Raw genomic sequence first — 26285 nt, 5'->3', positions numbered from 1 at the left:
TGCCTTATATGGGCCTCAACAGGGTGCGCCGCAAGGTTGACAGTCCCGGACAGCCAGAGGCATTCAGACGCAGATGACACCCCTCATGATCCCATTTCCCGACATTTCGCCCGAAATTTTCTCGGTTACGCTTTTTGGCATGGACCTCGCTCTGCGCTGGTACGCCGTGGCCTATATCGCCGGGATCGTGATCGGCTGGCGGATGGTGGTCATGGCGGCCAAGACACCGCGTCTGTGGCCAAACAACACGCCCACCATGACGCCCCAGCAGATCGAAGACATGCTGACATGGATCATCCTTGGCGTGATCCTTGGCGGGCGCCTGGGCTATGTTGCCTTCTACCAGCCGGACTACTACCTGCAAAACCCGGTCGAAATCCTTTATATCTGGCAGGGCGGCATGTCCTTCCATGGCGGCCTTTTGGGGGTAGTTCTGGCCGCGTATCTCTATACCCGGCGCGGTTATGACCAATTCAGCGTTGCCGACGCCATCGTACTGGGTACACCGCCCGGCATTCTGTTGGGTCGCATGTCCAATTTTATCAATGCCGAATTGTGGGGCCGACCGACCGAACTGCCGTGGGGCGTGGCCTTTCCCGGTGAGGCGGCGCAGTTCTGTCCAGATATCGTAGGTATCTGTGCCCGCCATCCGTCACAGCTTTATGAGGCGGCCCTCGAAGGTCTGGTGCTGATGATCGTCCTTTTGTGGATGGTTTGGCGGCGTGACGCCCTGAAACGGCCCGGGCTGACCTGCGGCACTTTCTTTGCCTTTTATGGCGTTGGCCGCTTTTTGATCGAATTTGTGCGCCAGCCTGATGCGCAGTTTATCTCGCCCGGCAATCCGCTGGGTCTTGCGTGGCATGTGGGCGGATACGGCCTGACCATGGGGCAGATTCTGTCCCTGCCGATGATCCTGTTGGGCCTTTGGCTGATCACCCGCGCCCGCCGCCGTGGGGCGGTGCAATCGGCATGAGCCTGAAGGCGCGCCTGCTGGACAGGATTGCAACCGGTGGCCCGCTCACCGTTGCCGACTACATGGCCGAGGCGCTGCTAAATCCCGAATATGGCTACTATACCACCCGCACCCCCTTCGGCACCAAAGGCGATTTCATCACCGCCCCGGAAATGAGCCAGATGTTCGGTGAGGTGATTGGTCTCTGCCTTGCGCAATCGTGGATGGATCAGGGCGCGCCCTCGACCTTTACGCTGGCCGAATTGGGGCCGGGACGCGGCACGCTGATGGCCGACGCGTTGCGCGCGACGGCACGGGTTCCGGGGTTTCTGGCCGCAGCGCAGATCGTTCTGGTCGAAGTATCGCCAACACTGCGCGACAGACAGGCCGAGACGCTTGAGGGCTACGAGGTTACGTGGATCGACAGCGCCGCTGACCTGCCCGATGGTCCGTTATGGTGCGTCGCAAACGAATTCTTCGATGCGCTGCCCATCCGCCAGTTCATCCGTGACGGCAAAAGCTGGCGCGAACGATGCGTCGGCGTACAACAGGATATGCTTGGCTTTGGCCTTGCCCCGCAGGGCCCGCAACCGCGCCTTGACAACCGGCTTGCGGATACAGCCGATGGCGATCTGGTCGAAACCTGCCCTGCCGCAGATGCAATCCTGTCGGAACTGGCGCAGCGCATCGACACCCATGGCGGCATTGGCCTGATTATCGACTACGGCGACTGGCGGTCGCTGGGCGACACGTTGCAAGCGGTGCGCGATCATCAACCGGTTGGCGTGCTTGATGCGCCCGGCACCGCCGACCTGACCGCCCACGTGGATTTCGAAGCGCTCGCCGCATCCGCAGCCCCAGCCGCCCACACGCGCCTGACACCCCAAGGCGTGTTCCTCGAACGCTTGGGCATCACGCAGCGCGCCCAAGCGTTGGCCGGCACATTGGAGGGCGAGGCATTGAAATTGCACATCGCCGCGCATCGGCGGTTGACGCATCCGGACGAAATGGGAAACCTGTTTAAGGTGCTGGGCCTTTACCCCGCCACCGCTGCCCCACCGCCCGGATTGTCTGCATGACCTTGGAAATTCTAACCGCCGACAGCCTCAGCCCGCTGCGCCACGGGTTCTTTAGCCGCAAAGGTGGCGCGTCCTCGGGTATCTTTTCCGGGCTCAATTGCGGCACAGGCAGTTCGGATCAATCCGAGATCGTCGCCATTAACCGCACCCGCGTGGCCGACGCCATGGAGGTTGCGCACGACCACCTTGTCGGCGTCCACCAGATCCACTCTGCCCATGTCGTGACAGCCGCTGGCCCGCTCGACCCGAAACCCAAGGCGGACGCGGTGGTGACCGCGACATCCGGTCTGGCGCTGTCCGTTCTGACCGCAGACTGTATGCCGGTTCTTTTTGCCGCGCCGGATGCAGGTGTGATCGGCGCCGCCCATGCTGGTTGGAAAGGTGCGCAGGCCGGCGTGTTGGAAGCAACCGTTGACGCCATGGTCGCACTAGGAGCACCGCGTGACGGCATCCACGCGGTGATTGGTCCGTCTATCAGTCAACGCGCCTACGAGGTCGGCCCGGAGTTTTTCGAGAGCTTTTTGGACGAAGACCCCGAAACCGCCCGCTTTTTCGCCGGTGGCGACGGGGACCGGATGCATTTCGACCTGCCGGGCTACGGCTTGTCCCGATTGCGCGCAGCGGGGGTGGGCCACGCCGAATGGACACGTCACTGCACCTATTACGATCCCCAACGGTTCTACTCCTACCGCCGCTCCGTACATGACCGCGACCCCGACTACGGTCGCCTGATCGCAGCCATCACACTCTGAGATCAGGGCACAAATGGGGCGGACAATGCCTCCAATCTGCCGCAGCTCCGTGATGCGGTCATAAAAACAAGGCCGCTCCGTTGCCATATTCCGCGCGACATATGCGGGATTGATCCACAAAAAATCTTGCGCGCGGCCCTAAACCTGCCCGAATGGCACGTCATACCTTGGTTAACGAAACGCAACCGCTCTGACAGACAGGGCAAAGGGAGCCAAGACATGGCCAAGCAACGCTTTATCAAGTCCGTGGTCGCAACCGCCGCCGAGGAAACGCCGCAGATGCCGTGGGCCCGCGGCGCCCGTCGCGCCGCGTTCATCGCCAAACGCACACCGGCCAAACCTGAATTCGTCGTCGCCAAGGCCGCCTGAGCCTCCGATACGCGACAAAACAGAATCAAATTGTGGCGAACTGGCGTAAACCAGTTCAACAATCCCCCGAAAGGCGCGCCATTGGTGCGCCTTTTTCGCTGAATGTCTAGCAGTTTTTGACAATTTGCGGCAAATCCACGAATTATGATGGCAGAACTATGACACATGGAGATGATCCATCTGTCGTCGTCGGTGGGGGCCGACGCGGATGTGACCGGACTGACGAGGTTACACATGACACCTGCTGCTGCCATGCGCACGCCGCGCATCGACCAGACATCTTACGCTGCGCCAATTTCGGACCCCGGCACCGCACCGTTTCGTACATTCGAAGTGGCGGCGATGCGCGCGGATGGTTCGCGCAGCATCTCAACATTCAAGGCCCCGGCCCTGCCACTGTTCGAATCCGCCTTTTCCGCGTTCAGCCGCGGCGCGGTTCTGTCAGCACCGGATGGAGACATCGCGGTCGAGGATTTGCAGCCGGGCGACTGGTTGAACACCTCCACCGGACAGCCGGCGCAGGTTGTCTGGATCGGCTCGTCAAGTTTTGTGCCCGCCGATGCAGGCCGCCGTATGCCCCTGATCCGCATCATGGCCGATAGTTTCGGGCAAAACCGCCCGGAAACCTTTGTGACGGTCGGCCCTGCCGCACGCCTGTTGCAGACGCCTGCGCATCTGCGCGGCACCACGGGCGGTGCGCCACTGCTGACCCCCGCACGGCTGTTCACCGACAACGTTAACATCATCGAGGTTGTGCCACCCACGCCGGTGCGCCTGTTCCATCTGTGTTTGACCCGGCACGCGGCCATCACCGTGGGCGGGATCGAGATGGAGACATTCCACCCCGGCATGAATGCCACTCGGCAGGTCACACATGCCCAGCGCGACCATTTCCTGTCGATGTTCCCGCATATCGCGCACATCACGGATTTCGGCCCGCTTGCGCACCCGCGCGCGCCCGAACCCGAGGACGTGATCTAGGCCGCGGTGGCCAAAAAACCGGTCACGGTGGCGCGCAACGCCTCCCAGTCGGTGAACACATGCGATGGGGCGGAGGTATCGAACTCTCGCCCTTTCAGCACCACATAGCGCACGACCTGCATGGCAAAGTAGTCATACTTCGCCGTTTGCACGGCACCCGCCACCAAGGCCTCCCGGGTTGGATGCACCCCGGTCCGCATCTTCATCTCGTCGAGATAATCCTGCGCCTCTTCCCGCCCTTCGGGAAAGGCTGCGCTCAGGCTCACCGACAGCGTCAAAGTGGGCAACCGTTCCAGCGCCTGACCATGTGCAGCAATCGCCGCCTCGAACTGCCTGGGGTGGCGCCGCTGATGCACCGAGGCCGCCAGAACAACGTGGCTCACGTCGTCAAAATCCACGGACGCATTGCCGCCCAGATCAACGACATGTGTCGCGTGTCCCAACGCCTGCACAGTGTTAGACACGTATTCGGCGACCTTGGCTGTGTGTCCCTCAACGCTTTCGAACAAGATCAATACCGTCATCGCGCGCTCCTAGCCAACCCGCAGCCGGGTCGGCCCGGCGCATCGCCTGGACAGTTTAGCGTGAATGGATGGGCACAATGTTGCGCCAGATCAATTCTGGCTCAGGCGGATTTGGCCAGCCGCTCTTCCAACACATCGAACGGCACACCTGGGGCATCCTTTGCCTGCCGGATCACCAGCGATGTCTTGACGCTTGCCACATTGGGCGTGGTCAGCAGTTCGCCGGTCAGAAAGCTCTGAAAGCTCGACAAATCCGGCGCGACGCATTTCAGGATGAAATCCACCTCACCATTCAGCATGTGGCACTCACGGACCAGCGGCCATGCGCGGCACCGATCCTCAAAGGCGCTGAGGTCGGCCTCCGCCTGACTGGCGAGGCCCACATTTGCAAACACCTGCACTTCAAAGCCCAACTCGTGGCTGTCCACATCCGCATGGTAGCCGCGGATGTATCCGCTTTCCTCCAGTGTGCGTACACGGCGCAGGCAGGGCGGTGCGGAAATCCCGACGCGCTTGGCCAGCTCGACATTTGTCATGCGGCCATCCGCCTGCAATTCCGCCAATATCTTGCGGTCAATCGGATCCAGCCGTGTGCTTGCCATAACGCCCCCTGATTTTGCGGTTGTTATAGCAGCCCGCAAGGCGCGCGCAATATTATTTCACAGCTGCGCAATTTTTTGAAAGACGGCGCCCAAATCACAAGCGCAAGATCAGGCTTCAATCCCTGCCCGACGCGTTCTATATCTGCACAGCTGCTTTTTCCCGAAAGGACCCACCCATGGCCAACACCAAACGTACCAAGGTTCTGATCGTCGGCTCCGGCCCTGCGGGCTATACTGCGGGCGTCTATGCCAGCCGCGCCATGCTGGAGCCGGTCCTTGTGCAAGGGATCGAGCCGGGCGGCCAGCTGACCACAACAACCGAGGTGGAGAACTGGCCCGGCGATACAGAGGTGCAGGGCCCCGATTTGATGGTCCGGATGGAAGCACATGCCAAGGCAATGGGCTGCGAGATCGTAGGTGATATCATCACGTCCATCAATTTTTCCAAACGCCCCTTTGTCTGCCAATCCGACAGCGGCACCGAATACGTCGCAGACGCGGTCATCCTTGCCACCGGCGCGCGGGCCAAGTGGCTGGGCCTGCCGTCCGAAGAGAAATTCAAGGGCTTCGGCGTGTCCGCCTGCGCCACCTGCGACGGGTTCTTTTACCGGGGTCAGGAGATCGTCGTGGTGGGCGGCGGCAACACCGCGGTCGAAGAAGCGCTGTTCCTGACCAATTTCGCCTCCAAGGTCACGCTGATCCACCGCCGGGACGAATTGCGTGCGGAAAAGATTTTGCAGGACCGTCTGTTCAAAAATCCCAAGATTGAACCGCTCTGGTTTCATCAGCTCGAAGAAGTTTACGGCGGTGACAGCCCCATGAGCGTTGAAGGTGTGCGGGTCAAGAATGTCCAGACCGGCGAACTCAGCGAGGTTCCGGCCAAGGGTGTGTTTATCGCCATCGGCCACGCGCCCGCCAATGAGTTGGTCAAAGACGTGCTGGAGACCCATATGGGCGGCTATGTCGTTACAAAACCCGACAGCACCGAAACATCGATCCCCGGTGTGTTCGCCGCGGGCGATCTGACCGACCACAAATACCGGCAAGCGGTCACCTCTGCGGGCATGGGCTGTATGGCGGCGCTTGAGGCCGAACGGTTCCTCGCCGAAGCCGAAGACAGCGCGGATCTCGCCGCGGAATAATCCGCCGAATAAAACCGGGCCTGACCTGTTTTAGAATATGCGCGTTGACGCTGGCGTGCGGGGCATTCACTTTGCCATGGCAGGCAGGATCGGAGAGGGCATATGACGCACGTGCTCTGGCGCGGAACATGGGCGACACGAATACGGATCGTCTCCGGCCTCGTGCTGATGCTTTATGTGACGCTGCACCTGCTCAACATTGCGTCGGTGCTGATTTCACCCGACTTTGCCGAAATTTTTCAAGATGTGCGTCTCTATGTGACCCGCAGTATCGCGGGTGGGGTGGTTGTCGGATCGGCGCTGCTGGCGCATCTGATCCTGTCGCTGGCCAAGCTGGTGCGCCAGCGCAGCCTTCGGATGCCGCTGGTCGATTACCTCCAGATCGCCTTTGGCCTTGCCATTCCGCTCCTGCTCTCCAGCCATTTCATCTACACCAGCGTGGCCTTCCAGCAGTTCGGCGTGGAAACCCAGATTGGCTATGTAACGACCCTGATCTGGGGGCGTGCGGACGGTTGGATGCAGGCGGCGCTGGTGCTGGTGGTTTGGGTCCATGGATCCATCGGGATGCACATGTGGCTCAAGGGGACAGAGTGGTGGCGGCGCAATGTTGGCTGGATGGTCGCGCTGGCCGTTCTGATCCCGACACTGGCCCTGCTGGGATACGTGACGGCGGCGCGGGCGATCTCCGGGCTGCTTTACGATTCGCGGGCGGAACTGCTGGCGAAACGGGTCTGGAACTGGCCCGGACCGGCAGAGTTTACGCAGCTGGGCAGGATCGACGCCCAAACGGACCAAATCATTTGGGCCGTACTGGCCGCGTTCTTTCTGCTGGTGGTGGGCCGGCAAGCCGTTGCGGCGCTTCGCAAACCGATCCGCGTGACCTATGTCGACGGCCCCACCGTACGCGCGCCCCGTGGCCAGACGGTGCTGGAGACGTCGCGCGGCGCCGGAGTGCCACATACCTCCCTCTGTGGTGGTCGCGGGCGGTGTACAACTTGCCGCGTGGTGCTGGAAGAAGGCCACGACAACGTCCCCCCACCCTCCGCCGCCGAAACGCGCAGCCTGACTGCGGTCGGCGCATCCGGCAACGCCCGCCTGGCCTGCCAGATGCGGCCCACCGGGCCGGTGACCGTCTACCGCGTGTTTGCGCCCGATGGCTCGCGCAAGCGTGCCCATGCCAGCCATGGGCACGAAGCACGGCTCGCCATTCTGTTTCTGGACATGCGCGGCTTTACCGCCCGTACCGACGGGCAACTTCCCTATGATGTGGTGTTCCTGCTGAACCGGTTCTTTGATCAGATCGTGCCACCCCTGAACAAGGCAGGTGGCACGGTAGACAAGTATATGGGCGACGGTCTCATGGCGCTGTTCGAAGACGACAGCCCCGCGCGGTCGGCACGTGCCGCCTTGCAGGCGGTGGAAGGGATAGGGCGCGCGCTGCGCGACTTCAACGAAACGCTCGAACGCGAAGGCAGCCCCCCGGTCGCCATTGGTGTCGGCGTGCATCTGGGCAATGTCGTGCTGGGCGAGATCGGCGCAGCCGGTCAAGCCCCCCGCACGCTGATCGGCGACGCAGTCAACACCGCCTCCCGGCTTGAGGCCGAAACCAAGGTCCACGGCGTCGAAGCGCTGATTTCCGAGGATGTGCTGGCTGCGGCGGGCTTGCCCGTATCCCACCCCGAGATGCTGTCGCTGCACCTGCGCGGCCGCGAAGAGCCGCTGGATGCGCTCGCCGTGCCTCAGGCTGCGGACCTGCAAGCCGTGCTTGGACGGCTGGGGCACGTGGTTCCCGCGCAGTAACCCAACCCGTTGCTGATTAACCACGCTCGCTGATTTCTGCCCTGCGGCAAAGTTTGTTCTTTCATGAACATACTTTCTCTGACATGTGTTCACCCGTGAACGTAAATGAGTGCAACCCGAGTCGCAGATGACACGCCCCAAAGCCAACCCAGAGCATGAGGATCAGTTGTTCCGACTGCTGCGCCAGCTCGATCAGGGGCCCCACGGGTCCCAACGGGCCACGGCGCAGGCCATCGGCGTTTCGCTGGGCCGTCTCAACGCGCTGCTGCGTGAGGCGACACAGGCTGGCTTTGTCGCGGTTGGCGACCATGACGGCCCTGACAAACGGCAACGGGTGTCTTACGCGCTTACAACCCGCGGTGCGGCGGAAAAAAACCGTCTCACCGATCAGTTTCTCGCCCGGAAGTTCGCAGAGTATGACGCGATCTACGCCGAACTGACGGGCACAACTTCAGGCTTCAATCCCCTCACCCATAGGAACAAATTGATGGAAAACAATCTCGCTCCGATCCCCGAGCTGTACGTGTCCTACGACAGCGCGCAAAAGATGAAAACCGAGGCCGCTGACTTGGTCAGCTGGGACCTTACCCCGCGCCAGATTTGCGATCTGGAACTGTTGATGAACGGCGGTTTCAACCCGCTCAAAGGATTCCTGAGCGAGGCCGACTACAAAAGCGTGGTCGACACCATGCGCACCACCGATGGCGCGCTGTGGCCCATGCCCATCACTCTCGACGTGAACGAAAAGTTCGCCGACGGCCTTGAGATCGGTCAGGATATCGCCCTGCGCGACCAAGAAGGCGTGATCCTCGCCACCATGACCGTCACCGATCGCTACACGCCGAACAAGGCGCACGAAGCCGAAATGGTGTTTGGCGCTGACGATGATGCGCACCCGGCAGTCAACTACCTGCACAACCAAGCGGGCGACATCTATCTGGGCGGTCCTGTCACCGGCATCCAGCAGCCTGTGCATTATGATTTCCGCGCCCGCCGCGACACGCCCAACGAATTGCGCGCCTATTTCCGCAAAATGGGCTGGCGCAAGGTTGTGGCCTTTCAGACCCGCAATCCGTTGCACCGTGCGCATCAGGAATTGACCTTCCGCGCCGCCCGCGAAGCGCAGGCCAACCTGCTGATTCACCCTGTCGTGGGCCTGACCAAGCCCGGCGACGTGGATCACTTCACCCGCGTGCGCTGCTACGAGGCCGTGCTGGACCAGTATCCTGCGGCCACCACGTCCATGTCGCTCTTGAACCTTGCCATGCGCATGGCGGGCCCCCGCGAGGCGGTCTGGCACGGCCTGATCCGCAAAAACCACGGCTGCACCCACTTTATCGTGGGCCGTGACCACGCGGGCCCCGGCAAGAACTCCGCCGGCGAAGATTTCTACGGCCCCTATGATGCACAGGACCTCTTCCGCGAACATCAGGAAGAGATGGGCATCGAAATGGTCGACTTCAAACACATGGTTTATGTGCAGGAGCGCGCCCAATACGAACCTGCGGACGAGATTGAGGACAAGGACAACGTAACCATCCTCAACATCTCGGGCACCGAACTGCGCCGCCGTCTGGCCGAAGGTCTGGAAATCCCCGAATGGTTCTCCTTCCCCGAGGTGGTCAAGGAACTGCGCCGCACCAAGCCACCGCGCTCGCAGCAGGGGTTCACCGTGTTCTTCACCGGGTTCTCAGGGTCGGGCAAATCCACCATCGCGAACGCGCTTATGGTCAAGCTGATGGAAATGGGTGGCCGTCCTGTCACGCTGCTGGATGGCGATATCGTGCGGAAAAACCTCAGCTCCGAGCTGGGCTTTTCCAAGGAGCACCGTGACCTGAACATTCGCCGCATCGGTTACGTGGCCAGTGAGATCACCAAAAATGGCGGGATCGCCATCTGCGCCCCCATCGCCCCTTACGCCACCACACGGCGCGCCGTACGTGAGGACATCGAAGCCTTTGGTGCCTTTGTCGAGGTGCACGTGGCCACAACGATCGAGGAATGTGAACGCCGCGACCGCAAAGGTCTCTACAAGCTGGCGCGTGAAGGCAAGATCAAGGAATTCACCGGCATCTCAGACCCTTATGACGTGCCTGAAAATCCCGAGCTGAGCGTCGAGACCGAAAATGTCGAAGTCGACAACTGCGCCCATCAGGTGCTGCTCAAGCTGGAAAGCATGGGCCTTATCGCGGGCTGACGCCAACCGCATATCAAAACCCACTGAAACGCGCCCCAAGCCGGGGCGCGTTTTTTGTTGCATTTCGCCCTGCACGGCGCGGGCGATTTTGTGCACAGTCCACGGCAAAGCCGTCGGATGACAGGCTAACATTCAATTAAATTGGTGCAGATTTTTTCCAGCCGCGTTGAGCCGTCGACAACTTTTGACCGGTATTCCCCTCACCGGGAGTCGGGTCCATGCCATATACTTTTTTCGCAGAGAACAACGAATTTGCCGCCGCCACTGGTAGCAATGTGAACTACTCGCCGGGGTACAGTCGGTTCGACTATCCACCGACGTCTACGCGCAACCTGACAATCACGTCACAAGCGGGCGACAGTGATCCGCGGCTCTTTGAGGTCGGTGAGGTGTATTCGGTCAGCTTTACCGGCAACGGGGCTGCAACGATCACCAACGCCACCATCATCCGAAGCGACTACACCACAGCAAATGACGGCACCCCGATCGAAGGCAATGAAGGGGCCATTGTTTTTGAGGGTTTGGATGAAAACGGCAATCTGACGCAGGTTGTCTGGTCCCCGAATTTCGATCTTGAGACGTGGTATTTCGACAATTTCACCGGCGGTGGCGAACCGCCGGGTTTTTACACCAACGACCTCAATTCCTCCGAGACGGTCCGCTTTGCTTGTTTTGCGGCCGGCACGCTGATCCGCGTGCCGGGCGGTGAGATGCCGGTCGAAGATTTGAACCCCGGCGATCTTGTCCTGACCTATGATCGTGGCCCAAAAGAGGTGGTCTGGCGGGCGCATTCCGTTGTGCCGGGCCTTGGGCGGGCGGCGCCGGTTACGGTGTTGCCGGATTGGGTGGGTGGCGCCGCGCCGCTGGTTGTGTCGCCGCAGCACCGGATCATGCTGCGCCACCCAGCATTCGAAACCTACTTTTCATCAACCGAGATTTTGATCTCGGCCAAGCATCTGGTGGATGGCGTGTCCGTGACCAAACAGGCGCGTGCCGAAATGTCATATTATCATCTGCTGTGTGAGGATCACGAGATTCTGATTGCCAACGGTGTACCGGCGGAAAGTTTGCTGTTGGGCGATGCGGTGCACGGTGTGATGTCTCAGGAAACCTTGGACGCGTTCGAAGCTGACAGCAAAGCGCGCTGGTCCGATCTGTCCCACCCCTTCACCGCGCGACCCGTTGTGCGCCGCAAGGAGGCGCATCTGGTGCGTGACGCCTTTGGTTTGCAGCAACGCGATACGTCCCGCCCGGTGCCCGCCATGTTTTACGCCGCATAGGATCACGCAGCTTTACTAAGCGCCGTGAATGCTGACGACGCTGTGCCGCGTCCCTCAAGCCGATGACCGCCCGTCCAGACATCGCAGGCTGCATGTGATCGTCCATTCTCAGGCGGCCCGATAACAAAAAGGGCGGCCAAACAGCCACCCTTTCCAAACTTTCAGGCCGGGGCGCGCGCCCTTTTCGTCAATGGAGCGGCTGGGGCGCATAGTCATGCTGCCGGGCCAAGGCAAGCGCGAGCTTGCGATCTGCCACAAGTGCCAGTTGCTGGCCCTCGGCGTCATGGACGGCAAACAGCTGTTCCAGCCCTTCGGCCTGTTCCTGCACATCTTTGGGCAGGGCGTCGACCGCAATGGGTTTCACATAGACCATCCGGCCCACATCGGCGTTCAAATCATAAGGCGTGTTCATGACCTATCCTTTCCTGATGCTGATGGTCTGGACGATTTTTTCGGGCTGGGCGCGGGTCAGATCGACGTGCAGCAGCCCGTTTTCCATGATGGCCTCGCCCACCTCGACCCCGTCGGCCAGCACAAAGCTGCGCTGAAACTGCCGCGCGGCAATCCCACGGTGCAGAAAAACGCGTTCTGTCACCTCTTCGGACTGGCGGCCACGAATGACCAATTGCCGGTCTTCGACCGTGATCGACAGGTCGGCCTCGGCAAAGCCAGCCACAGCCAACGTGATCCGGTACGAGTTATCGGATGTCTGTTCGATATTGAACGGCGGATAGCCTTCGGCGCTTTTGGCCGTGCGTTCCAGCAGTCGTTCCAGTTGCTCAAACCCAAGCATATGGGGATAGGAGCCAAGCGTCATCTTCGTCATGCGACACGTCCTTTGGTCAAGCGACAGTCATTTACCCACCCCAAGAGCGGCAGCGGATGTCATGAATATGGGCAGTAAACCAAGGCGGAACAAGGTCTAGGCGCATCGCAGTTGTGTGATTATATTCTAAAGTCTGGAACAGATTGGAATCACGGCATGAATGCGCCCTCGGACATTTCGATGAAGACGGACGATGTTCTGCGCGTCGAGTTGGAGGTGTTCCGCCGCGAGCATCGCGACCTCGACGAGGCGATCCGGGCGCTTCAGGACAAGGGCACGTCGGATCAGCTTACGATCCAGCGCCTGAAGAAGAAAAAGCTTCTTCTGAAGGACAAGATTGCCCTCATCGAAGACCGTTTGACCCCCGATATCATCGCCTGAGGCGCGGCCATTGCCACTTGGTCCGTTCTGGCTATAGTGCGCGCTTCTTTCAGACGGGCGAATTGACATGACTGACACCCCTCCCGCCGTTGGCATCATCATGGGCAGCCAGTCGGATTGGCCCACAATGCGCGAAGCCACCGAGATGCTGGACGCGCTCAAGGTGCCGTACGAGACGCGTATCGTATCCGCGCACCGCACGCCGGACCGCCTTTGGGACTACGGCAAGACCGCAGCGGACCGGGGACTGAAAGCGATAATCGCAGGCGCAGGCGGGGCCGCACATCTGCCAGGCATGATGGCGTCCAAGACGCGCGTGCCAGTGATCGGCGTGCCTGTGCAGACCAAGGCATTGTCCGGGGTCGACAGCCTTTATTCCATCCTGCAAATGCCGCGTGGCTATCCGGTGGCAACCATGGCCATTGGCGCCGCGGGGGCAGCAAATGCCGGGCTGATGGCCGCCGCGATCCTCGCCACATCTGACGATGCGCTGGCCGAACGGCTGGAGGCTTGGCGCGCGGCGCTGTCGGCCTCAATCCCCGAGGTGCCGCAGGATGACTGAACCGCTGGCGACGGGCGCCATCATCGGCATTCTTGGCGGTGGTCAATTGGGCCGGATGTTGTCCGTTGCAGCGGCGCGGCTGGGCTTTCGCACGCATATCTTTGAGCCCGGCAAAACCCCACCCGCAGGGGATGTGGCGCATATGGTCACAACTGCACCCTATGAGGACAATGACGCCCTTTATGCCTTTGCCACGTCGGTGGATGTCATCACCTATGAATTTGAGAATATCCCGACCCTGACCCTGGATGCGCTGGAAGATCACGCGCCGATCCGTCCCGGTCGCGAGGCGCTGCGGGTAAGTCAGGACCGGTTGGTCGAAAAGCAGTTTCTACAGGACCTCGGACTGAAGACTGCGCCATTCGCGGATGTGCCGGATATGACCGCATTGGCCGCTGCATTGTCGCAGATCGGCACGCCTGCCATTCTGAAAACGCGCCGCTTTGGCTATGATGGCAAGGGACAGGCCCGCCTGACCACGCCCGAAGACGCCAAGCGTGCCTTGGCCGAGATGCAGGGGGCGCCTGCGATCCTCGAAGGGTTCGTGGATTTCAGCCATGAGGTGTCGGTGATTGCAGCGCGGGGCGTCGACGGCAGCGTGTCGTGCTTTGACCCCGGTGAAAACGTACATGCGGACGGCATCCTGCGCACCACGACGGTGCCGGCCCGACTGACCGCAGCACAGCGCACGGACGCGGTTCTGCTGGCGGCGCAAATCCTGAACGCGCTCGAATATGTTGGCGTGATGGGTGTTGAGCTGTTCGTGACGGCGCAAGGCCTGATCGTGAACGAGATCGCACCACGGGTGCACAATTCGGGCCACTGGACACAGAACGGTTGCGCCGTGGATCAGTTCGAACAGCATATCCGTGCCGTGGCGGGCTGGCCGTTGGGCGACGGCCAGCGCTATGCGGATGTGGTCATGGAGAACCTGATTGGCGATGACATGAACCGCGTGCCAGAGATTGCGCGTGACGCCGACGCGGCACTGCATCTTTACGGCAAGGGCGAAACGCGGTCGGGCCGCAAAATGGGCCACGTGAACCGGATCACCCGCTAACCCACGAACCGTTCTGCAATGTCGCCGGACATGTAGCTGACCCGGCCACCCGCGATTGTGGCGGCCACGCGGTCATGTGCATCCAGAACGACAAGATCGGCCCGCAGACCCGGCACAAGCGCGCCCCGGTCGGACAGGCCCAGCACCTGTGCGGGGCCAGAGGACAGCAGTGCCCATGCCGACGGCAAATCCAGCATTCCCGTGCGCGCCAGCATCAGCGCTGCCCGGCGCGGCGAGGGGTAGTGGTAGTCCGACGCCAGCGCGTCGCACAGCCCCATGGCGATCAACTCAACAGCCGATGCGTTGCCCTTGTGAGAGCCGCCGCGCACGACGTTCGGCGCGCCCAACACAACCGCATCGCCCGCCTTGCGCGCAGCCTCCGCCGCGACAGCCGTCTCGGGAAACTCTGCCACATGCGCGCCGCGCGCGTGCCACACCGCGCGGTCAGCATCCGTTTGGTCGTCGTGGCTGCCGATACGCACACCCGCCGCCCTCAGCCGTCCGCACAACACGTCCAAAGCGGCAGGCACCTGATCAGACACTGCGTGCAGGTCCAGCAACATCTGAAAATGCGCGTCCGGGTTCCGACCCGCCTTTAGCGCTTGCCCGGTCAGGCGGGGCGGCTTGCGCCCCTCGGCCAGCCGGTCATGGGGCAGGTGATCGTTGAACACGAGGTAATCGATGCCCCACGCCGCCACGCGATCCGGCAGGTCGTCATACTGGTCGAGCATATGCGTCTCGAACCTCAATTGCGGCCGCAAATCCGTCACCACGTCACCGCGCACGGCGCTGAGCCCGGCAAAGACCTGATCCGCGAAATCCAGTCCCCGCAGCCCGCCTTCCCAACTCAGGAATTGTGCCAGAACGCCCGTGGTGATGCCATTGGAGGCCAGTTCTGCTTCGGTCGCGCGCAACCCTTCGGTCATCTCCTTCATCGCGCCGCGGCGCGGGGCCACGTGCCGTTCGAACCCATCGCCATGCACGTCGATGATGCCGGGCAGCACGCGATAGCCGGTCAGGTCCACGGCCCGGCCCGCACGCTCAGCCACCACACAGCCGTCCGCAATGCTCAGCCGTTGCGCAGCAAGACCGTCCGGCAACAGAACCTTTGCGCCCGTCAGATCAATCGCGAGCATCTTCGTCCACGCCAAACTGCTCAAGCACAGCCTCTGCCCATGTCAGATCCGCTTCGAACCGACCGTCACGCAGGAATTGCACCACCTGCACGATGACCCGTGGGTTATTCATCATGAACGTGTGCGTGACCGGCAACGTCAGATGCGCCGCCATGCCGTCCACACGGGTCGAGGCGACCGATACTTTGCCATCGTCCGGCCCCGGTAACAGCGATGAGAAGTAAGGGTTCAATGATTGACTGCCCGCGATGATCCCGACCGGATAGGTCACCGCCGGAAGCCGTTGCGGCAGGCTGTCCGGCCCGGTGCCAAGCTGCGTTCCCGCCGGGCCGTTGATCCAGCCAAATGCGGCCAGATCACCCAAGGTATCGACAACTTCGCTGCCGTGGTTGGGCGGCCCCATCATCACCACACGCCCCAGTCGGGTGGGCTTCCACTGCGTGCCGAACCAGTAGCGCACCAATATCCCACCCATTGAATGGGTTACGACATGTATCGTGTCTTTGCCGCAGGCCTGAACCGCTTGTGGAACCACGTCGCTGGCAAGGCTCTGCACTGTTTCGGCCGTGGACGGGTATCCGGGCCGGACCACTTTGAATCCTTCGGCCTCCAGCGCGGCTTCCATCACCAGCAACGACGCTTCGCTGCGGGCCAGCCCATGTAACAGGATCACGCAATCCGCCAGCGCAGGCCGGGCAACACACAACATCATAATCAGGGCACATATCCGCATGACGCTTGAGATAGCGCGTCCACCCGCCCTATGGAATGACCCAAATGCACCGGACAGGACTGCCCATGCGCCCAAAATCCCCACGCCTCGCCGTTCGCGCCATCATTGTCGAAGATGATCGCCTGCTCATGGTCAACGCATTTCCCGATGGCCAAAGCCCGCTGATGTGTGTTCCCGGTGGCGGAGTGAATGTCGGCACGTCCCTGCCCGACAACCTGATCCGCGAAGTCTTCGAAGAAACCGGCCTGCACGTGACTGTCGGCGCGCCTTGCCTGTTGAACGAATTCCACGATCCTGAGAGCCAGTTCCACCAAGTGGACGTGTTTTTCCATTGCACGCTTGCCGTAGGCAGTCCCCGCCCAACCGCGTGGACTGACCCGGAGGCTATCGTAACAGAGCGCCGGTGGCTCACCGCCGAGGCGTTGGCACAGACACCGCACAAACCTGACAGCCTTGGCGATGTGGCCTTTGGCACCGGCGGGATCAGCTACGATCCGCTGGAGCTTTTGGTGCGGTAACGGCCACGGCAATGCCGCCCAAGACCAGCAGCGCGGACAGAACAAGGTCCAGCCCCACAGCCTCGCCCAACAGTGCTGCACCGGCGGCGATCGCAATGATTGGCACGCATAGTTGAACGACAGCAGCGGTTTGCGCGGTGAGTTGCGGCAGCACGTTATACCACAGCGCGTAGCCAAGCCCGGAGGTAACAGCACCGCACAGAATGGCCAAAGCGATGCCCGACGGAGCCGCGTGCAGGGACGCGCCCACCAGCAAAAGCAGCATCACCGGCAAGGTCACCACGAAATTGGCAGCCGTCGCCGCAAGCGGATCTTTGGCACCGCGCCCGGCCAGCGTATACGCCGCCCACCCCACACCGGCGAGCACCATCAAAAATGCACCGGCAAGGTCCGTGCCCCCGCCCCCGCCACGCGGCCAGAGCGCAAAGACCAGCCCGGCAAATGCAACGCTCGCCCCCGTCACCTGCCGCACAGTCGGTGCCGCGCCCCGCAACGCACCCCAACCAAACATGGTGACCTGCACCGTGCCAAACAGGATGAGCGCCCCAAGGCCAGCATCAAGCGTCACATAAGCCAGCGAAAACCCAACCATATAAACGCTCAGACTGATGACACCCACGCCCCTGCCCTTGGCCACAACAGGCAGGCCGCCGCCCCGCACCGACAGGATCATGCACAGCGCCAGCGCACCGGCAAGCACCCGGATCACGGCAAAGCTCGACGCATCAATCGACCCGCTTTCCACCGCCAACCGGTTCAGTACCGAATTGGACGCAAAGGCGACCATCGTCACACAGGTCAAAAGGATCAGGCGCGCGGATTGGTTCACCGGTGTGGAATGCCCAAATTGCCAACCGCCAAAGCATCGCGCAAATCGGCCAGAAAGGTCTGCACCTGTGCCGGTGCGGTGAAATGATACGTCACTTTGTCCGGGCCTGCCGCGTCAAACACCGCACGCATTCTGGCTCGCGCCCTGTGCCGCGTGCGCCAGATGAACGCAAGAAATTCAGGGCTCAGTTGTTCAGGACATCCCTCCGGCAAATCCGGGCGCGTGCGGCCAAAGTACCGCAGGCTTCGCCACAGCACACGGCGCACCCTAAGACCCAGAGGCATGTCCAGCCAGATCAACGTGTCAGCCCGGTCAAGTCGTTGCGCATAGGTGGCGCTGTGCCCGCCTTCAAAAATCCAACTGGCGGCTTTGATGACCTCAAGGCTCATCCGTGTCTTTTCGGCGGTGGTCCGTTCCACCCAACCGGATGTCCAATGGATGTGATCCATATGGATCACTGGCAAAAAGGTAAGTGCGCCGAGTTTCCGCGCAAGCGTCGACTTGCCCGATCCGGGCTGTCCAATGATCATCACGCGCTGCATCGGCCCACCTTTCACGGCGAAAGTGGCGCAGCGCCACGGTCAAGGCAAGGGCAATACCGGGGTCGGCGGGTGGGCGCCTTTTGACCCGAAAGGGGCAAAACAGAGCACCCGACGACCCAACAAAAAAAGGGGGCCGCCCAGCCGGGCGACCCCCTGATGTCTTACGCTTGGGCAGGCTTACATCATGCCGCCCATGCCGCCCATGTCGGGCATACCGCCACCGGCACCGCCCGCGCCTTCTTTGGCAGGCTTGTCGGCGACCATGGCTTCGGTTGTGATCAGCAATGCTGCAACCGATGCTGCGTCCTGCAAAGCAGTGCGCACCACTTTGGCAGGGTCGATCACACCAAAGGCGAACATGTCACCATATTCTTCGGTCTGCGCGTTAAACCCGAATGTGACGTCGTCGCTTTCACGGATCTTGCCCGCAACCACGGCACCGTCGACGCCGGCATTCTCGGCGATCTGACGCAGCGGAGCCTCGATGGCCTTGCGCACGATCGAGATACCGACGTTCTGGTCATTGTTCTCGCCTTCCAGACCGTCCAGCGACTTGGCCGCCTGAACCAGTGCAACACCGCCACCGACGACGACACCTTCCTGCACAGCAGCGCGTGTCGCGTTCAGCGCATCGTCCACACGATCCTTGCGCTCTTTCACTTCGACTTCGGTCATGCCACCGACACGGATCACAGCAACACCGCCAGCCAGTTTGGCCACACGCTCTTGCAGCTTCTCACGGTCGTAGTCGGATGTTGTTTCTTCGATCTGGCCGCGGATCTGGGCAACGCGTGCCTCGATCTCGGCTTTCTCGCCCGCACCGTCGATGACTGTGGTCTCGTCTTTGGTGATCTGAACGCGCTTGGCGGTGCCCAGCATGTCCATGGTCACGTTCTCGAGCTTCATGCCCAGATCTTCGGAGATCACCTGACCACCAGTCAGGATTGCGATGTCCTGCAGCATGGCCTTGCGGCGGTCACCAAAGCCGGGGGCTTTGACGGCTGCGATCTTCAGGCCGCCGCGCAGTTTGTTGACCACGAGGGTCGCCAGCGCTTCGCCTTCGACGTCTTCCGCGATGATCAGCAGCGGCTTCTGCGACTGGATCACCGACTCAAGCAGCGGAACCATGGGCTGCAGCGACGACAGTTTCTTTTCGTGCAGCAGGATCATGCAGTCTTCGAGCTCGGCGGTCATCTTGTCCGCGTTGGTCACAAAGTAGGGGCTCAGGTAGCCACGGTCGAACTGCATACCTTCGACGACGTCGGTCTCTGTCTCGAGGCCTTTGTTTTCTTCGACGGTGATGACACCCTCGTTGCCGACCTTCTGCATCGCGTCCGCGATTTGCTGGCCGATGTCGCTCTCGCCATTGGCGGAGATGGTGCCGACCTGCGCCACTTCGGCGCTGTCGTTGACTTCGCGCGCAGCCGCCTTGATCGCTTCGACGACCTTGCCGGTCGCCATGTCGATGCCGCGCTTGAGGTCCATCGGATTCATGCCCGCAGCAACCGATTTCATGCCTTCTTTGACGATGGCTTGCGCCAGCACGGTTGCGGTTGTTGTGCCGTCGCCCGCTTCGTCATTGGTACGCTGGGCCACTTCTTTGACCATTTGCGCGCCCATGTTCTCGAACTTGTCTTCCAGTTCGATTTCCTTGGCGACCGACACACCGTCCTTGGTGATGCGGGGCGCGCCGAAGGATTTGTCGAGCACCACGTTGCGACCCTTGGGGCCCAGTGTCACCTTGACGGCGTCGGCGAGGATGTTCACGCCGCTCAGCATCCGCGAGCGCGCGTCTGTATCGAATTTGACGTCCTTAGCAGCCATTTTCGTTCTCCTTTGAGAATAAGTGTTCGGAATTCATCGTTAAGATGGACAATCGCCCATCGCAGCAGCGCGGTCGCTTACTCGATGATCCCCATGATGTCGGATTCTTTCATCATCAGCAGCTCTTCGCCTTCGATGGTGACCTCGGTGCCGGACCATTTGCCGAACAGCACCTTATCGCCGGCTTTCACGCCCATCTCGATCAGCTCGCCGCTGTCTTTGCGCGCGCCGGGGCCTGCGGCAACGATCTCGCCTTCGCTCGGCTTTTCCTTGGCGCTGTCGGGAATGATCAGACCACCAGAGGTTTTCTCTTCGCTTTCGGTGCGGCGTACAAGCACGCGATCATGAAGCGGTTTCAATGCCATCTTTGTAGCTCCTTGAGGCTCAAAGTTTCTCCCTCGACCCCGGATCGGGGCCGTTAGCACTCACTTGGTACGAGTGATAACGTCGCGTAGTTAGGCACCTCGCGCGGACGAGTCAACGCCTGCGGCGGCGTGTGATCCCAAAAATTCGATCAAACCGACCGAAACGGCCCATAAACCTTTGGCCTAGGCCGCCCAACCTCGCCCGAAAGTCCAATTCGATATGATCCAGCCGGTGTCCAAGTTCATGCCATCCGCTACGACGCGGCACAGCCAAACAACAAAGGAAAACGACACATGAACACGCTCATCAAACCCGCCATCCTCGCCGGTCTTCTTGTCCCTGCCACGGCGTTTGCCGGGCTGGAACTGGGCCAGCCCCTTGGCACAACAGAGGAGGGCATTCGCGCCGCCCTGACCGACATGGGCTACACGGTCGAAGAGTTCGAAGCCGAAGAGGGCGAGATCGAAGTCGACGTGACACTGGACGGTGTCGCCTACGAGGTCGAAGTGGCCGCAGACACAGGTCACATCATCGCCATGGAACTCGAAGATGACGAAGACGGCGACGACGACTAAGCTGACCCGAACCCAATGGATCGCCCGCGCAGTTCGGGCGGTCCTCCTCTAATGGAAAGTGAGTGCCATGCCCGCGCGTCAGACGATCCTGTGGACCCTCTTTGGCATACAGGCGCTGTGTTGCGCCTATTTCCTTTACGACATCTTCTTTGATCTGGTGATGCCGGGACAAGCTGCATTTCTTGCCGAAAGCGATGCGGTCGAAGGGATCGTTACGGTCGCTCTTTTTCTGGGCCTCGCCTTTACCGGGTCCGAACTGCGCCAGATCATGCGGCGGCAAACCGAAATCACCGATCAGCTCAAGGTTGCCTCTGGCGCATTTGCCGATCTGTTGGAAACCCGATTTGACGAATGGGACCTGACCGAGGCGGAGCGCGCCGTGGCTGTTCTGGCACTCAAAGGGTTTTCCGTCGCCGAAATGGCAGAACTGCGGCAGACAGCCCAAGGCACGGTCAAGGCACAATGCGCCGCCCTTTATCGCAAAGCGGATGTCTCCGGGCGCCTGCAATTGCTCAGCCTGTTTCTGGACGATCTGATGTCCGAGACGCTTGTGCCGCACCGGGCTTGATGGGCCACGCCTCGGTCCCTGCCGGACTGCGCCCCCGTATTGACCCGCGCTTGGGGCGTCTCTAGCGTCGGGGGATATTTGATCACCAGAGAGTTAGAGAGATCATCATGCGACCGATCCTGAAGACCGCATCATGCCTTGGCCTTGTCCTGTCATTCACCGCGTGCGGTGAGGTTGCCCAATCGCCCGATACGGTGCGCATGGCCGTCCAGTCGGGCGGAACGGCTGTGACCGGCACCTACCGGACCGAATCCTTTTCCCGCGCACAGGTGCGCCAGATGGTGGGACGCATCTGCACCAATGCGGGCTTTGCAAGTTTTGATGAGACTGTCAGCGGCAACCTGATCGCCTTTTCGGCCACCTGCGCCGGTTCGACACGCTATACCAGCGGGGCGGATGCGGTGTTTGTGCAGCAGGACGACGGCACCGTGGATTACACCATCACCTACAGCCAGAACGGGCGCCCGCTGGAGACGGGCGGCAATTTCCGGGTGTGATCACCCGCCCAGCTGATCCTGGACTTGGCCAGCGGCCTCCGCGCCCTGCGGGGTGAGGCCGTAGACGCCTTTTTCCACCTTCTCGAACCAGCCGTAGTGGTTGTCGCGCATCATTGTGGTCGCGCGCGCCACGTTGGTTTCCCGCGCCACATCCGCGCCTTTGCTTGCGCCCACCTCAAAGAGATATAGCGCGACCCGCAGCGCGTCCTGCCGGTAGGCGGTCACCAACCCGACGCGGGTCTGCCCGCCGTCATTGGGATCGCCCGTTCGGGCCGCAAATTCCTTGAGCAAGCGGCCCTGACGCTTGGCGTTCTTGCGTGGAGCGTAAGGGCCGGGATCGCAATGCACCTGCACCAGACCGTCCGACAGCCGCACGGTCAACAGGCCCAGACCCAGCCTGCGACAAAGCCGTGTCATGTCTTTGACCGTCTTCAGGAACCGTTTGCCGCTGCCGCGCGCCACCGCCATGTAGACGTCATCGCTCAGCCCCAGCCGGGCGACACATTGATGCACAAGCGCCAGCGAAAATCCGAGTTTTAACTCGACGATTACCGGTGGTTCACCGCCCCGGACGGCCACAACATCCGCCGCGCCGACTTCGGATTTCACCACATAGCCCTGATCTTCGAGGAAGGCTTTGACGGGGGGATAAAGGTCGGTTTCGCGGGCGGTCACGGTCTTTGGCTGGTCAGAAGGGTTTGCCCGGGCGAGCTAAGCCTGCGCCCGGGCCTTTTGGCAAGGTCTAACGCCCGCCAGTACGTCCCGGAAAGCGCGGGGGGCGCCCCCCTTGGGTTTGTGCACCGCGTTGCGGTCGTCCGCCGCGCGGGGCGGCAGAGGGGCGCACCGGGGTCTTGGGACGTGGCGCGGACAAAGTTCGGGTGTCCCCGCGTTTGCGGGAGGGTTTGGATGTTTTGGGCATGATGTGCCTCGTGATCTGAATGGAACGGCGCGAATGCGCGGGCTCAACCCGCCGTGCGAGTCAGATAGAATGGTCCATTGTCAGAATACTCCGATGCCAGAATACGCCATGTCATGGCGCGAAAGGGGTGTGCGGTCAGGCTGACTTGTCCATGTGCAGGGCACTCCTTGGCTGGAATAAGGTCAGGATATACGGCGTGCGCGGACCCGTCAACGCAGCCTGCGTCACATGATCACCCTTCGCCCCCGGTGACACCGGCGGGCGCGCTGCTATAAGGGCGCGAAATTCGGATTCTAAAGGACGCCTCCCCCATGACCACGCTTGTCTTTGGCCACAAATCACCCGACACGGATTCCACCGGTTCGCCCATCATCTGGGCGTGGTATCTGAACGAGATCAAGGGCGGCGACGCCGAAGCGGTCCTGCTGGGCGAGCCCAACACCGAAGCGGCCTTTGTGCTGGACCACTGGGACCTGCCCAAGCCACGCATCATCGACGGTGTGGACGCCGATCAGCCCGTTGTCATCGTAGACACCAATAATCCCGCCGAACTGCCCGACGCGATCAACGACGCCGACATCACAGCCATCATCGACCACCACAAGCTGGTGGGCGGGCTGGAGACAAAGGGCCCCATCGACATCCGGATTGAACCGCTGGCCTGCACCGCCACCATCATGTGGAAGATGATCGGCAAGGACATGGCGCAAGCGCCCAAGTGGGTCAAAGGCGCGATGCTGTCGTGCATCCTATCCGACACGCTGGAATTCCGCTCGCCCACGACCACGCAGGAAGACAAGGCGATTGCCTATGATCTGGCCAAAGATCTGGACATCGACATCAGCGCATACGCGTCTCAGATGTTCGAGGCGAAATCCGACGTCTCCGCATTCTCCGACGCGGAGCTTTTGCGCATGGACAGCAAGGAATACGCCGTGGACGGGACACAGTTCCGGGTGTCCGTTCTGGAAACCACCGCACCCAAGCTGGTGCTGGACCGCAAGGACAGCCTGATGGCGTCGATGGTCGACGTGGCCAAGGAAGACGGCGCAGACGAAGTGCTTCTGTTTGTCGTCGATATCCTGAACGAAGAGGCCACGATGCTGATCCCCAACGATCGGGTGAAGGGCGTTGCCGAAAAGAGCTTTGACGCGACAGTGTCCGGCGACACCGTGGTGTTGCCCGGCGTGATGAGCCGCAAAAAGCAGATCATTCCCAATCTAAAGGTCTGAGCCACATCTTGAAAAGACTTGCCGCGCCCATGGTGGCGCTGGCCGCGTTGACGGCCTGTGACGTGCAGAACGGCCAGTTCGTCACGGCGGGACCGGAGACTGTCACGACAGCACCCGTTGCGCAGGCGGCCACGCCTGCGGCTTATATTCAGACTTTCGACGGCACGCCAAATCGCACTTTCACCGCGCTGGGTGACATCGAGATTGAGGTGAGCAAGCTGACCGCCTTTCATCCGGATCCGACCCGCGAGGATGCGCTGGAGCGGTTGCGGCAGGAGGCGTCAAAACGTGGTGCGGATGCGGTGATCAACGTGACTGTCGGAGCGCCGCGTGTTGTACCGCTCAGCTGGGCCTCCCGCAAAGTCACCGGAACGGCCGTTAAGTTCTGACCGCATGGCGGACAGGTAGACGTCTCTCAAGGGGCCGCAAATATGCGGCCCTTTGCCGTTGGCAGGGTGGCGTGACCCGCCCCGATGTTAGTCCTTTCGCTGGCGCACCGACTGTGGCAAGTCGCCAGTACCCTTGCCAGATGGAGGTGTCATGGCCCAGATTATCGCTTCGCTCGCAGAGATTTCAGACCGCTACGACGCGCTGTTTGTCGACCTGTGGGGCTGTGTGCACAACGGTGTGGCCGCCCTGCCCGACGCGGTGGCGGCGTTGCAGGCGTACAGAGCGCGCGGCGGCAAGGTGGTGCTGGTCACCAATTCTCCCCGTCCGAGGGCGGGTGTGCAAAAGCAATTGGTGCAGTTTGGCGTGCCGGACGACGCATGGGACACAATCGCCACCTCGGGCGACAGTGCGCGGGCCGCGATGTTTCGCGGCGTGGTGGGCAACAAGGTCTATTTCATCGGGCGACCGGGCGAAGAAAAGTTCTTTCAACCCATCGGCGTGATCAAGGACCCTGTGGACGTGACCATGGTGCCGCTGGACGAGGCTGACGGGATTGTGTGCACGGGGCCGCGCGACCCGATGGCCGACCCTGACGTGATGCGCCCGGAATTTCTGGCGGCCAAGACACGGGGGCTGAAGCTGCTTTGTGCGAACCCTGACATTGTGGTGGATCGCGGTGAGGTACGGGAGTGGTGCGCGGGTGCGCTGGCGCAGCTTTATACCGATATGGGGGGCGAGAGCCTTTGTTTCGGCAAACCACATCCGCCGATCTACGATCTGGCGCGGCGCCGACTGATGGAATTGGGCGCGGACGTGCCGGATGCGGGCATTCTCGCGATTGGCGATGGGGTTCTCACGGATATCGCGGGGGCCATGGGCGAAGACATCGATTCGCTGTTTATCTCTGGCGGTCTCGCTGCGGCGGAGACCAAAACGTCGCACCAACCGGACCCGGATGCGCTGGAGGCCTATTTAACACAGGAACAAAGCGCCCCCACCTATGCGATCGGCTTTCTGCGTTAGACCACATTTCCCTTGCTTTTCTGCGCGCGCAAAGTAATTACCTTGCGTGAGAGTCGCGCGTTGCGTCAGAAAATTACCGGAGGGTACAGATGTTGGACAACCAGCCCCGTGGCACAATCTGCATCGAAGACATCGAAATGGGCATGTCCCGGTCCCTGCGCAAAGTTGTAACGGACGAAGATATCGAGATGTTCGCCGCCGTGTCGACGGACCGGAACCCGGTGCATCTGGACGATGATTACGCGCGCGACACGATCTTTGAGGGGCGCATCGCGCACGGGATGCTGACGGCGGGCCTTGTGTCGGCAGTGATCGGTGAACAGTTGCCGGGGCACGGCACAGTGTATCTGGGTCAGTCGCTGAAATTTCTGGCGCCTGTGCGACCCGGTGACATGGTCGAGGCGATGGTGACCGTAACGGACATCGATTTTTCGAAACGCCGTGTGCGGATGGACTGCGCCTGCCGTGTGGACGGGAAAAAGGTGCTGGTGGGTGAAGCGACCGTGCTGGCCCCGTCCCGCAAATTCGACTGATCCAAAGGACGCGCAGACGCGCGACGCGATTGTTTGGAAGGGGCGCTGCCCCTCGGCCTGCGGCCTCACCCCGTGGTATTTCTGGTCAGAAGA

The 26285-nt window shown here is 61.4% G+C and carries 31 protein-coding genes; 20 read left to right on the top strand and 11 right to left on the bottom strand.

Annotation, left to right across the window (positions count from 1 at the left end):
• Positions 1–73: 73 nt before the first annotated feature.
• From lgt to Q1A85_RS05515, 5 genes are all read left to right on the top strand, one after another.
• Positions 74–973, top strand: coding sequence for a prolipoprotein diacylglyceryl transferase (lgt, locus tag Q1A85_RS05535; RefSeq protein ID WP_299686211.1), 900 nt, complete (start codon positions 74–76; stop codon positions 971–973).
• Positions 970–2031, top strand: a complete 1062-nt coding sequence (locus Q1A85_RS05530) for an SAM-dependent methyltransferase (RefSeq protein ID WP_299686209.1) — start codon at positions 970–972, stop codon at positions 2029–2031. Before lgt ends, Q1A85_RS05530 begins: the two co-directional genes overlap by 4 nt.
• Positions 2028–2783, top strand: coding sequence for a peptidoglycan editing factor PgeF (gene pgeF / locus Q1A85_RS05525; RefSeq protein WP_299686207.1), 756 nt, complete (start codon positions 2028–2030; stop codon positions 2781–2783). Before Q1A85_RS05530 ends, pgeF begins: the two co-directional genes overlap by 4 nt.
• 219 nt (positions 2784–3002) lie before the next feature.
• Positions 3003–3152, top strand: coding sequence for a hypothetical protein (locus Q1A85_RS05520; protein WP_299686205.1), 150 nt, complete (start codon positions 3003–3005; stop codon positions 3150–3152).
• A 165-nt stretch (positions 3153–3317) separates the two neighbouring features.
• The gene (locus Q1A85_RS05515; RefSeq protein WP_299686203.1) at positions 3318–4133 is read left to right on the top strand and encodes a Hint domain-containing protein; all 816 of its coding nucleotides are present in this window, start codon (positions 3318–3320) and stop codon (positions 4131–4133) included.
• On the opposite strand, the gene Q1A85_RS05510 is transcribed toward Q1A85_RS05515, so the two are convergent.
• Together Q1A85_RS05510 and Q1A85_RS05505 are read right to left on the bottom strand one after the other, a co-directional pair.
• On the bottom strand, positions 4130–4657 hold the full coding sequence (locus tag Q1A85_RS05510; RefSeq protein ID WP_299686201.1) for a flavodoxin domain-containing protein: 528 nt from the start codon (positions 4655–4657) through the stop codon (positions 4130–4132). The genes Q1A85_RS05515 and Q1A85_RS05510 overlap by 4 nt on opposite strands.
• A 101-nt stretch (positions 4658–4758) precedes the next feature.
• Complete coding sequence (locus Q1A85_RS05505; protein WP_299141697.1) at positions 4759–5259, bottom strand: Lrp/AsnC family transcriptional regulator; 501 nt, start codon at positions 5257–5259, stop codon at positions 4759–4761.
• 176 nt (positions 5260–5435) lie between these two features.
• Between Q1A85_RS05505 and trxB the strand changes: the two genes are divergently transcribed.
• The 4 genes from trxB (at position 5436) to Q1A85_RS05485 (ending at position 11678) form a co-directional block, all read left to right on the top strand.
• On the top strand, positions 5436–6401 hold the full coding sequence (trxB, locus tag Q1A85_RS05500; RefSeq protein ID WP_299686198.1) for a thioredoxin-disulfide reductase: 966 nt from the start codon (positions 5436–5438) through the stop codon (positions 6399–6401).
• A 102-nt stretch (positions 6402–6503) separates the two neighbouring features.
• Entirely contained in the window at positions 6504–8201 is a 1698-nt protein-coding gene (locus tag Q1A85_RS05495) for an adenylate/guanylate cyclase domain-containing protein (protein ID WP_299686196.1), read from the top strand.
• Between the two features lie 127 nt (positions 8202–8328).
• Complete coding sequence (locus tag Q1A85_RS05490) at positions 8329–10398, top strand: bifunctional sulfate adenylyltransferase/adenylylsulfate kinase (RefSeq protein ID WP_299686194.1); 2070 nt, start codon at positions 8329–8331, stop codon at positions 10396–10398.
• Positions 10399–10616: 218 nt separating this feature from the next.
• On the top strand, positions 10617–11678 hold the full coding sequence (locus Q1A85_RS05485) for a Hint domain-containing protein (RefSeq protein WP_299686192.1): 1062 nt from the start codon (positions 10617–10619) through the stop codon (positions 11676–11678).
• Positions 11679–11865: 187 nt separating this feature from the next.
• On the opposite strand, the gene Q1A85_RS05480 is transcribed toward Q1A85_RS05485, so the two are convergent.
• Both Q1A85_RS05480 and Q1A85_RS05475 read right to left on the bottom strand, forming a co-directional pair.
• Entirely contained in the window at positions 11866–12090 is a 225-nt protein-coding gene (locus tag Q1A85_RS05480; protein WP_299686190.1) for a DUF1150 family protein, read from the bottom strand.
• 3 nt (positions 12091–12093) lie between these two features.
• Positions 12094–12504, bottom strand: coding sequence for an Hsp20 family protein (locus Q1A85_RS05475; RefSeq protein ID WP_299686188.1), 411 nt, complete (start codon positions 12502–12504; stop codon positions 12094–12096).
• A gap of 156 nt (positions 12505–12660) precedes the next feature.
• Between Q1A85_RS05475 and Q1A85_RS05470 the strand changes: the two genes are divergently transcribed.
• The 3 genes from Q1A85_RS05470 (at position 12661) to Q1A85_RS05460 (ending at position 14507) form a co-directional block, all read left to right on the top strand.
• Positions 12661–12885 carry a DUF465 domain-containing protein gene (locus tag Q1A85_RS05470; protein WP_299686186.1) on the top strand — a complete coding sequence of 75 codons (225 nt, stop codon included), beginning with the start codon at positions 12661–12663 and terminating at the stop codon, positions 12883–12885.
• A 67-nt stretch (positions 12886–12952) separates the two neighbouring features.
• Complete coding sequence (purE, locus tag Q1A85_RS05465) at positions 12953–13447, top strand: 5-(carboxyamino)imidazole ribonucleotide mutase (protein ID WP_299686184.1); 495 nt, start codon at positions 12953–12955, stop codon at positions 13445–13447.
• Positions 13440–14507, top strand: coding sequence for a 5-(carboxyamino)imidazole ribonucleotide synthase (locus Q1A85_RS05460; RefSeq protein WP_299686182.1), 1068 nt, complete (start codon positions 13440–13442; stop codon positions 14505–14507). The genes purE and Q1A85_RS05460 overlap by 8 nt, the downstream gene beginning before the upstream one ends.
• On the opposite strand, the gene Q1A85_RS05455 is transcribed toward Q1A85_RS05460, so the two are convergent.
• Together Q1A85_RS05455 and Q1A85_RS05450 are read right to left on the bottom strand one after the other, a co-directional pair.
• Positions 14504–15643, bottom strand: a complete 1140-nt coding sequence (locus Q1A85_RS05455; RefSeq protein WP_299686180.1) for an alpha-D-ribose 1-methylphosphonate 5-triphosphate diphosphatase — start codon at positions 15641–15643, stop codon at positions 14504–14506. The two genes, Q1A85_RS05460 and Q1A85_RS05455, sit on opposite strands and share 4 nt — an antisense overlap.
• A complete protein-coding gene (locus Q1A85_RS05450) occupies positions 15630–16352 on the bottom strand; it encodes an alpha/beta fold hydrolase (RefSeq protein ID WP_299686177.1) in 723 nt (240 codons plus the stop codon). Before Q1A85_RS05450 ends, Q1A85_RS05455 begins: the two co-directional genes overlap by 14 nt.
• 89 nt (positions 16353–16441) lie before the next feature.
• Here Q1A85_RS05450 and Q1A85_RS05445 point away from each other — a divergent pair, with 89 nt between their 5' ends.
• The gene (locus Q1A85_RS05445; protein WP_299686175.1) at positions 16442–16894 is read left to right on the top strand and encodes an NUDIX domain-containing protein; all 453 of its coding nucleotides are present in this window, start codon (positions 16442–16444) and stop codon (positions 16892–16894) included.
• Here the strand turns inward: Q1A85_RS05445 and Q1A85_RS05440 are convergent.
• From Q1A85_RS05440 to Q1A85_RS05425, 4 genes are all read right to left on the bottom strand, one after another.
• On the bottom strand, positions 16860–17723 hold the full coding sequence (locus tag Q1A85_RS05440; RefSeq protein ID WP_366140559.1) for a DMT family transporter: 864 nt from the start codon (positions 17721–17723) through the stop codon (positions 16860–16862). The genes Q1A85_RS05445 and Q1A85_RS05440 overlap by 35 nt on opposite strands.
• On the bottom strand, positions 17720–18265 hold the full coding sequence (locus Q1A85_RS05435) for an AAA family ATPase (RefSeq protein ID WP_299686173.1): 546 nt from the start codon (positions 18263–18265) through the stop codon (positions 17720–17722). The genes Q1A85_RS05440 and Q1A85_RS05435 overlap by 4 nt, the downstream gene beginning before the upstream one ends.
• 177 nt (positions 18266–18442) lie before the next feature.
• Positions 18443–20089 (bottom strand): chaperonin GroEL, encoded by a 1647-nt coding sequence (gene groL, locus Q1A85_RS05430; protein ID WP_299686171.1) that lies wholly within the window; start codon positions 20087–20089, stop codon positions 18443–18445.
• Positions 20090–20166: 77 nt separating this feature from the next.
• Positions 20167–20454, bottom strand: a complete 288-nt coding sequence (locus Q1A85_RS05425; RefSeq protein WP_299686169.1) for a co-chaperone GroES — start codon at positions 20452–20454, stop codon at positions 20167–20169.
• 294 nt (positions 20455–20748) lie between these two features.
• On the opposite strand from Q1A85_RS05425, the gene Q1A85_RS05420 reads away from it, so the two are divergent.
• From Q1A85_RS05420 to Q1A85_RS05410, 3 genes are all read left to right on the top strand, one after another.
• Positions 20749–21030, top strand: a complete 282-nt coding sequence (locus Q1A85_RS05420; protein WP_299686167.1) for a PepSY domain-containing protein — start codon at positions 20749–20751, stop codon at positions 21028–21030.
• 67 nt (positions 21031–21097) lie between these two features.
• Entirely contained in the window at positions 21098–21598 is a 501-nt protein-coding gene (locus Q1A85_RS05415; RefSeq protein WP_299686165.1) for a hypothetical protein, read from the top strand.
• Between the two features lie 107 nt (positions 21599–21705).
• Complete coding sequence (locus Q1A85_RS05410) at positions 21706–22095, top strand: hypothetical protein (protein WP_299686163.1); 390 nt, start codon at positions 21706–21708, stop codon at positions 22093–22095.
• Here Q1A85_RS05410 and Q1A85_RS05405 read toward each other — a convergent pair whose 3' ends face one another.
• Positions 22096–22770, bottom strand: coding sequence for a DUF2161 domain-containing phosphodiesterase (locus Q1A85_RS05405; RefSeq protein WP_299686161.1), 675 nt, complete (start codon positions 22768–22770; stop codon positions 22096–22098).
• Between the two features lie 555 nt (positions 22771–23325).
• Here Q1A85_RS05405 and Q1A85_RS05400 point away from each other — a divergent pair.
• The 4 genes from Q1A85_RS05400 (at position 23326) to Q1A85_RS05385 (ending at position 26192) form a co-directional block, all read left to right on the top strand.
• Positions 23326–24246, top strand: coding sequence for a manganese-dependent inorganic pyrophosphatase (locus Q1A85_RS05400; RefSeq protein ID WP_299686159.1), 921 nt, complete (start codon positions 23326–23328; stop codon positions 24244–24246).
• Positions 24247–24254: 8 nt separating this feature from the next.
• A complete protein-coding gene (locus tag Q1A85_RS05395; RefSeq protein WP_299686157.1) occupies positions 24255–24635 on the top strand; it encodes a heavy metal-binding domain-containing protein in 381 nt (126 codons plus the stop codon).
• Between the two features lie 151 nt (positions 24636–24786).
• On the top strand, positions 24787–25659 hold the full coding sequence (locus Q1A85_RS05390; RefSeq protein WP_299686155.1) for a TIGR01459 family HAD-type hydrolase: 873 nt from the start codon (positions 24787–24789) through the stop codon (positions 25657–25659).
• Positions 25660–25748: 89 nt separating this feature from the next.
• Positions 25749–26192, top strand: a complete 444-nt coding sequence (locus Q1A85_RS05385) for a MaoC family dehydratase (protein WP_299686153.1) — start codon at positions 25749–25751, stop codon at positions 26190–26192.
• The last annotated feature ends 93 nt before the right edge of the window (positions 26193–26285 follow it).

The organism is uncultured Tateyamaria sp. (genome assembly GCF_947503385.1).
Classification (GTDB): domain Bacteria; phylum Pseudomonadota; class Alphaproteobacteria; order Rhodobacterales; family Rhodobacteraceae; genus Tateyamaria.
The sequence above is the reverse complement of the archived record's forward strand: the minus strand, read 5'-3'. Positions and strand labels throughout refer to the sequence as shown.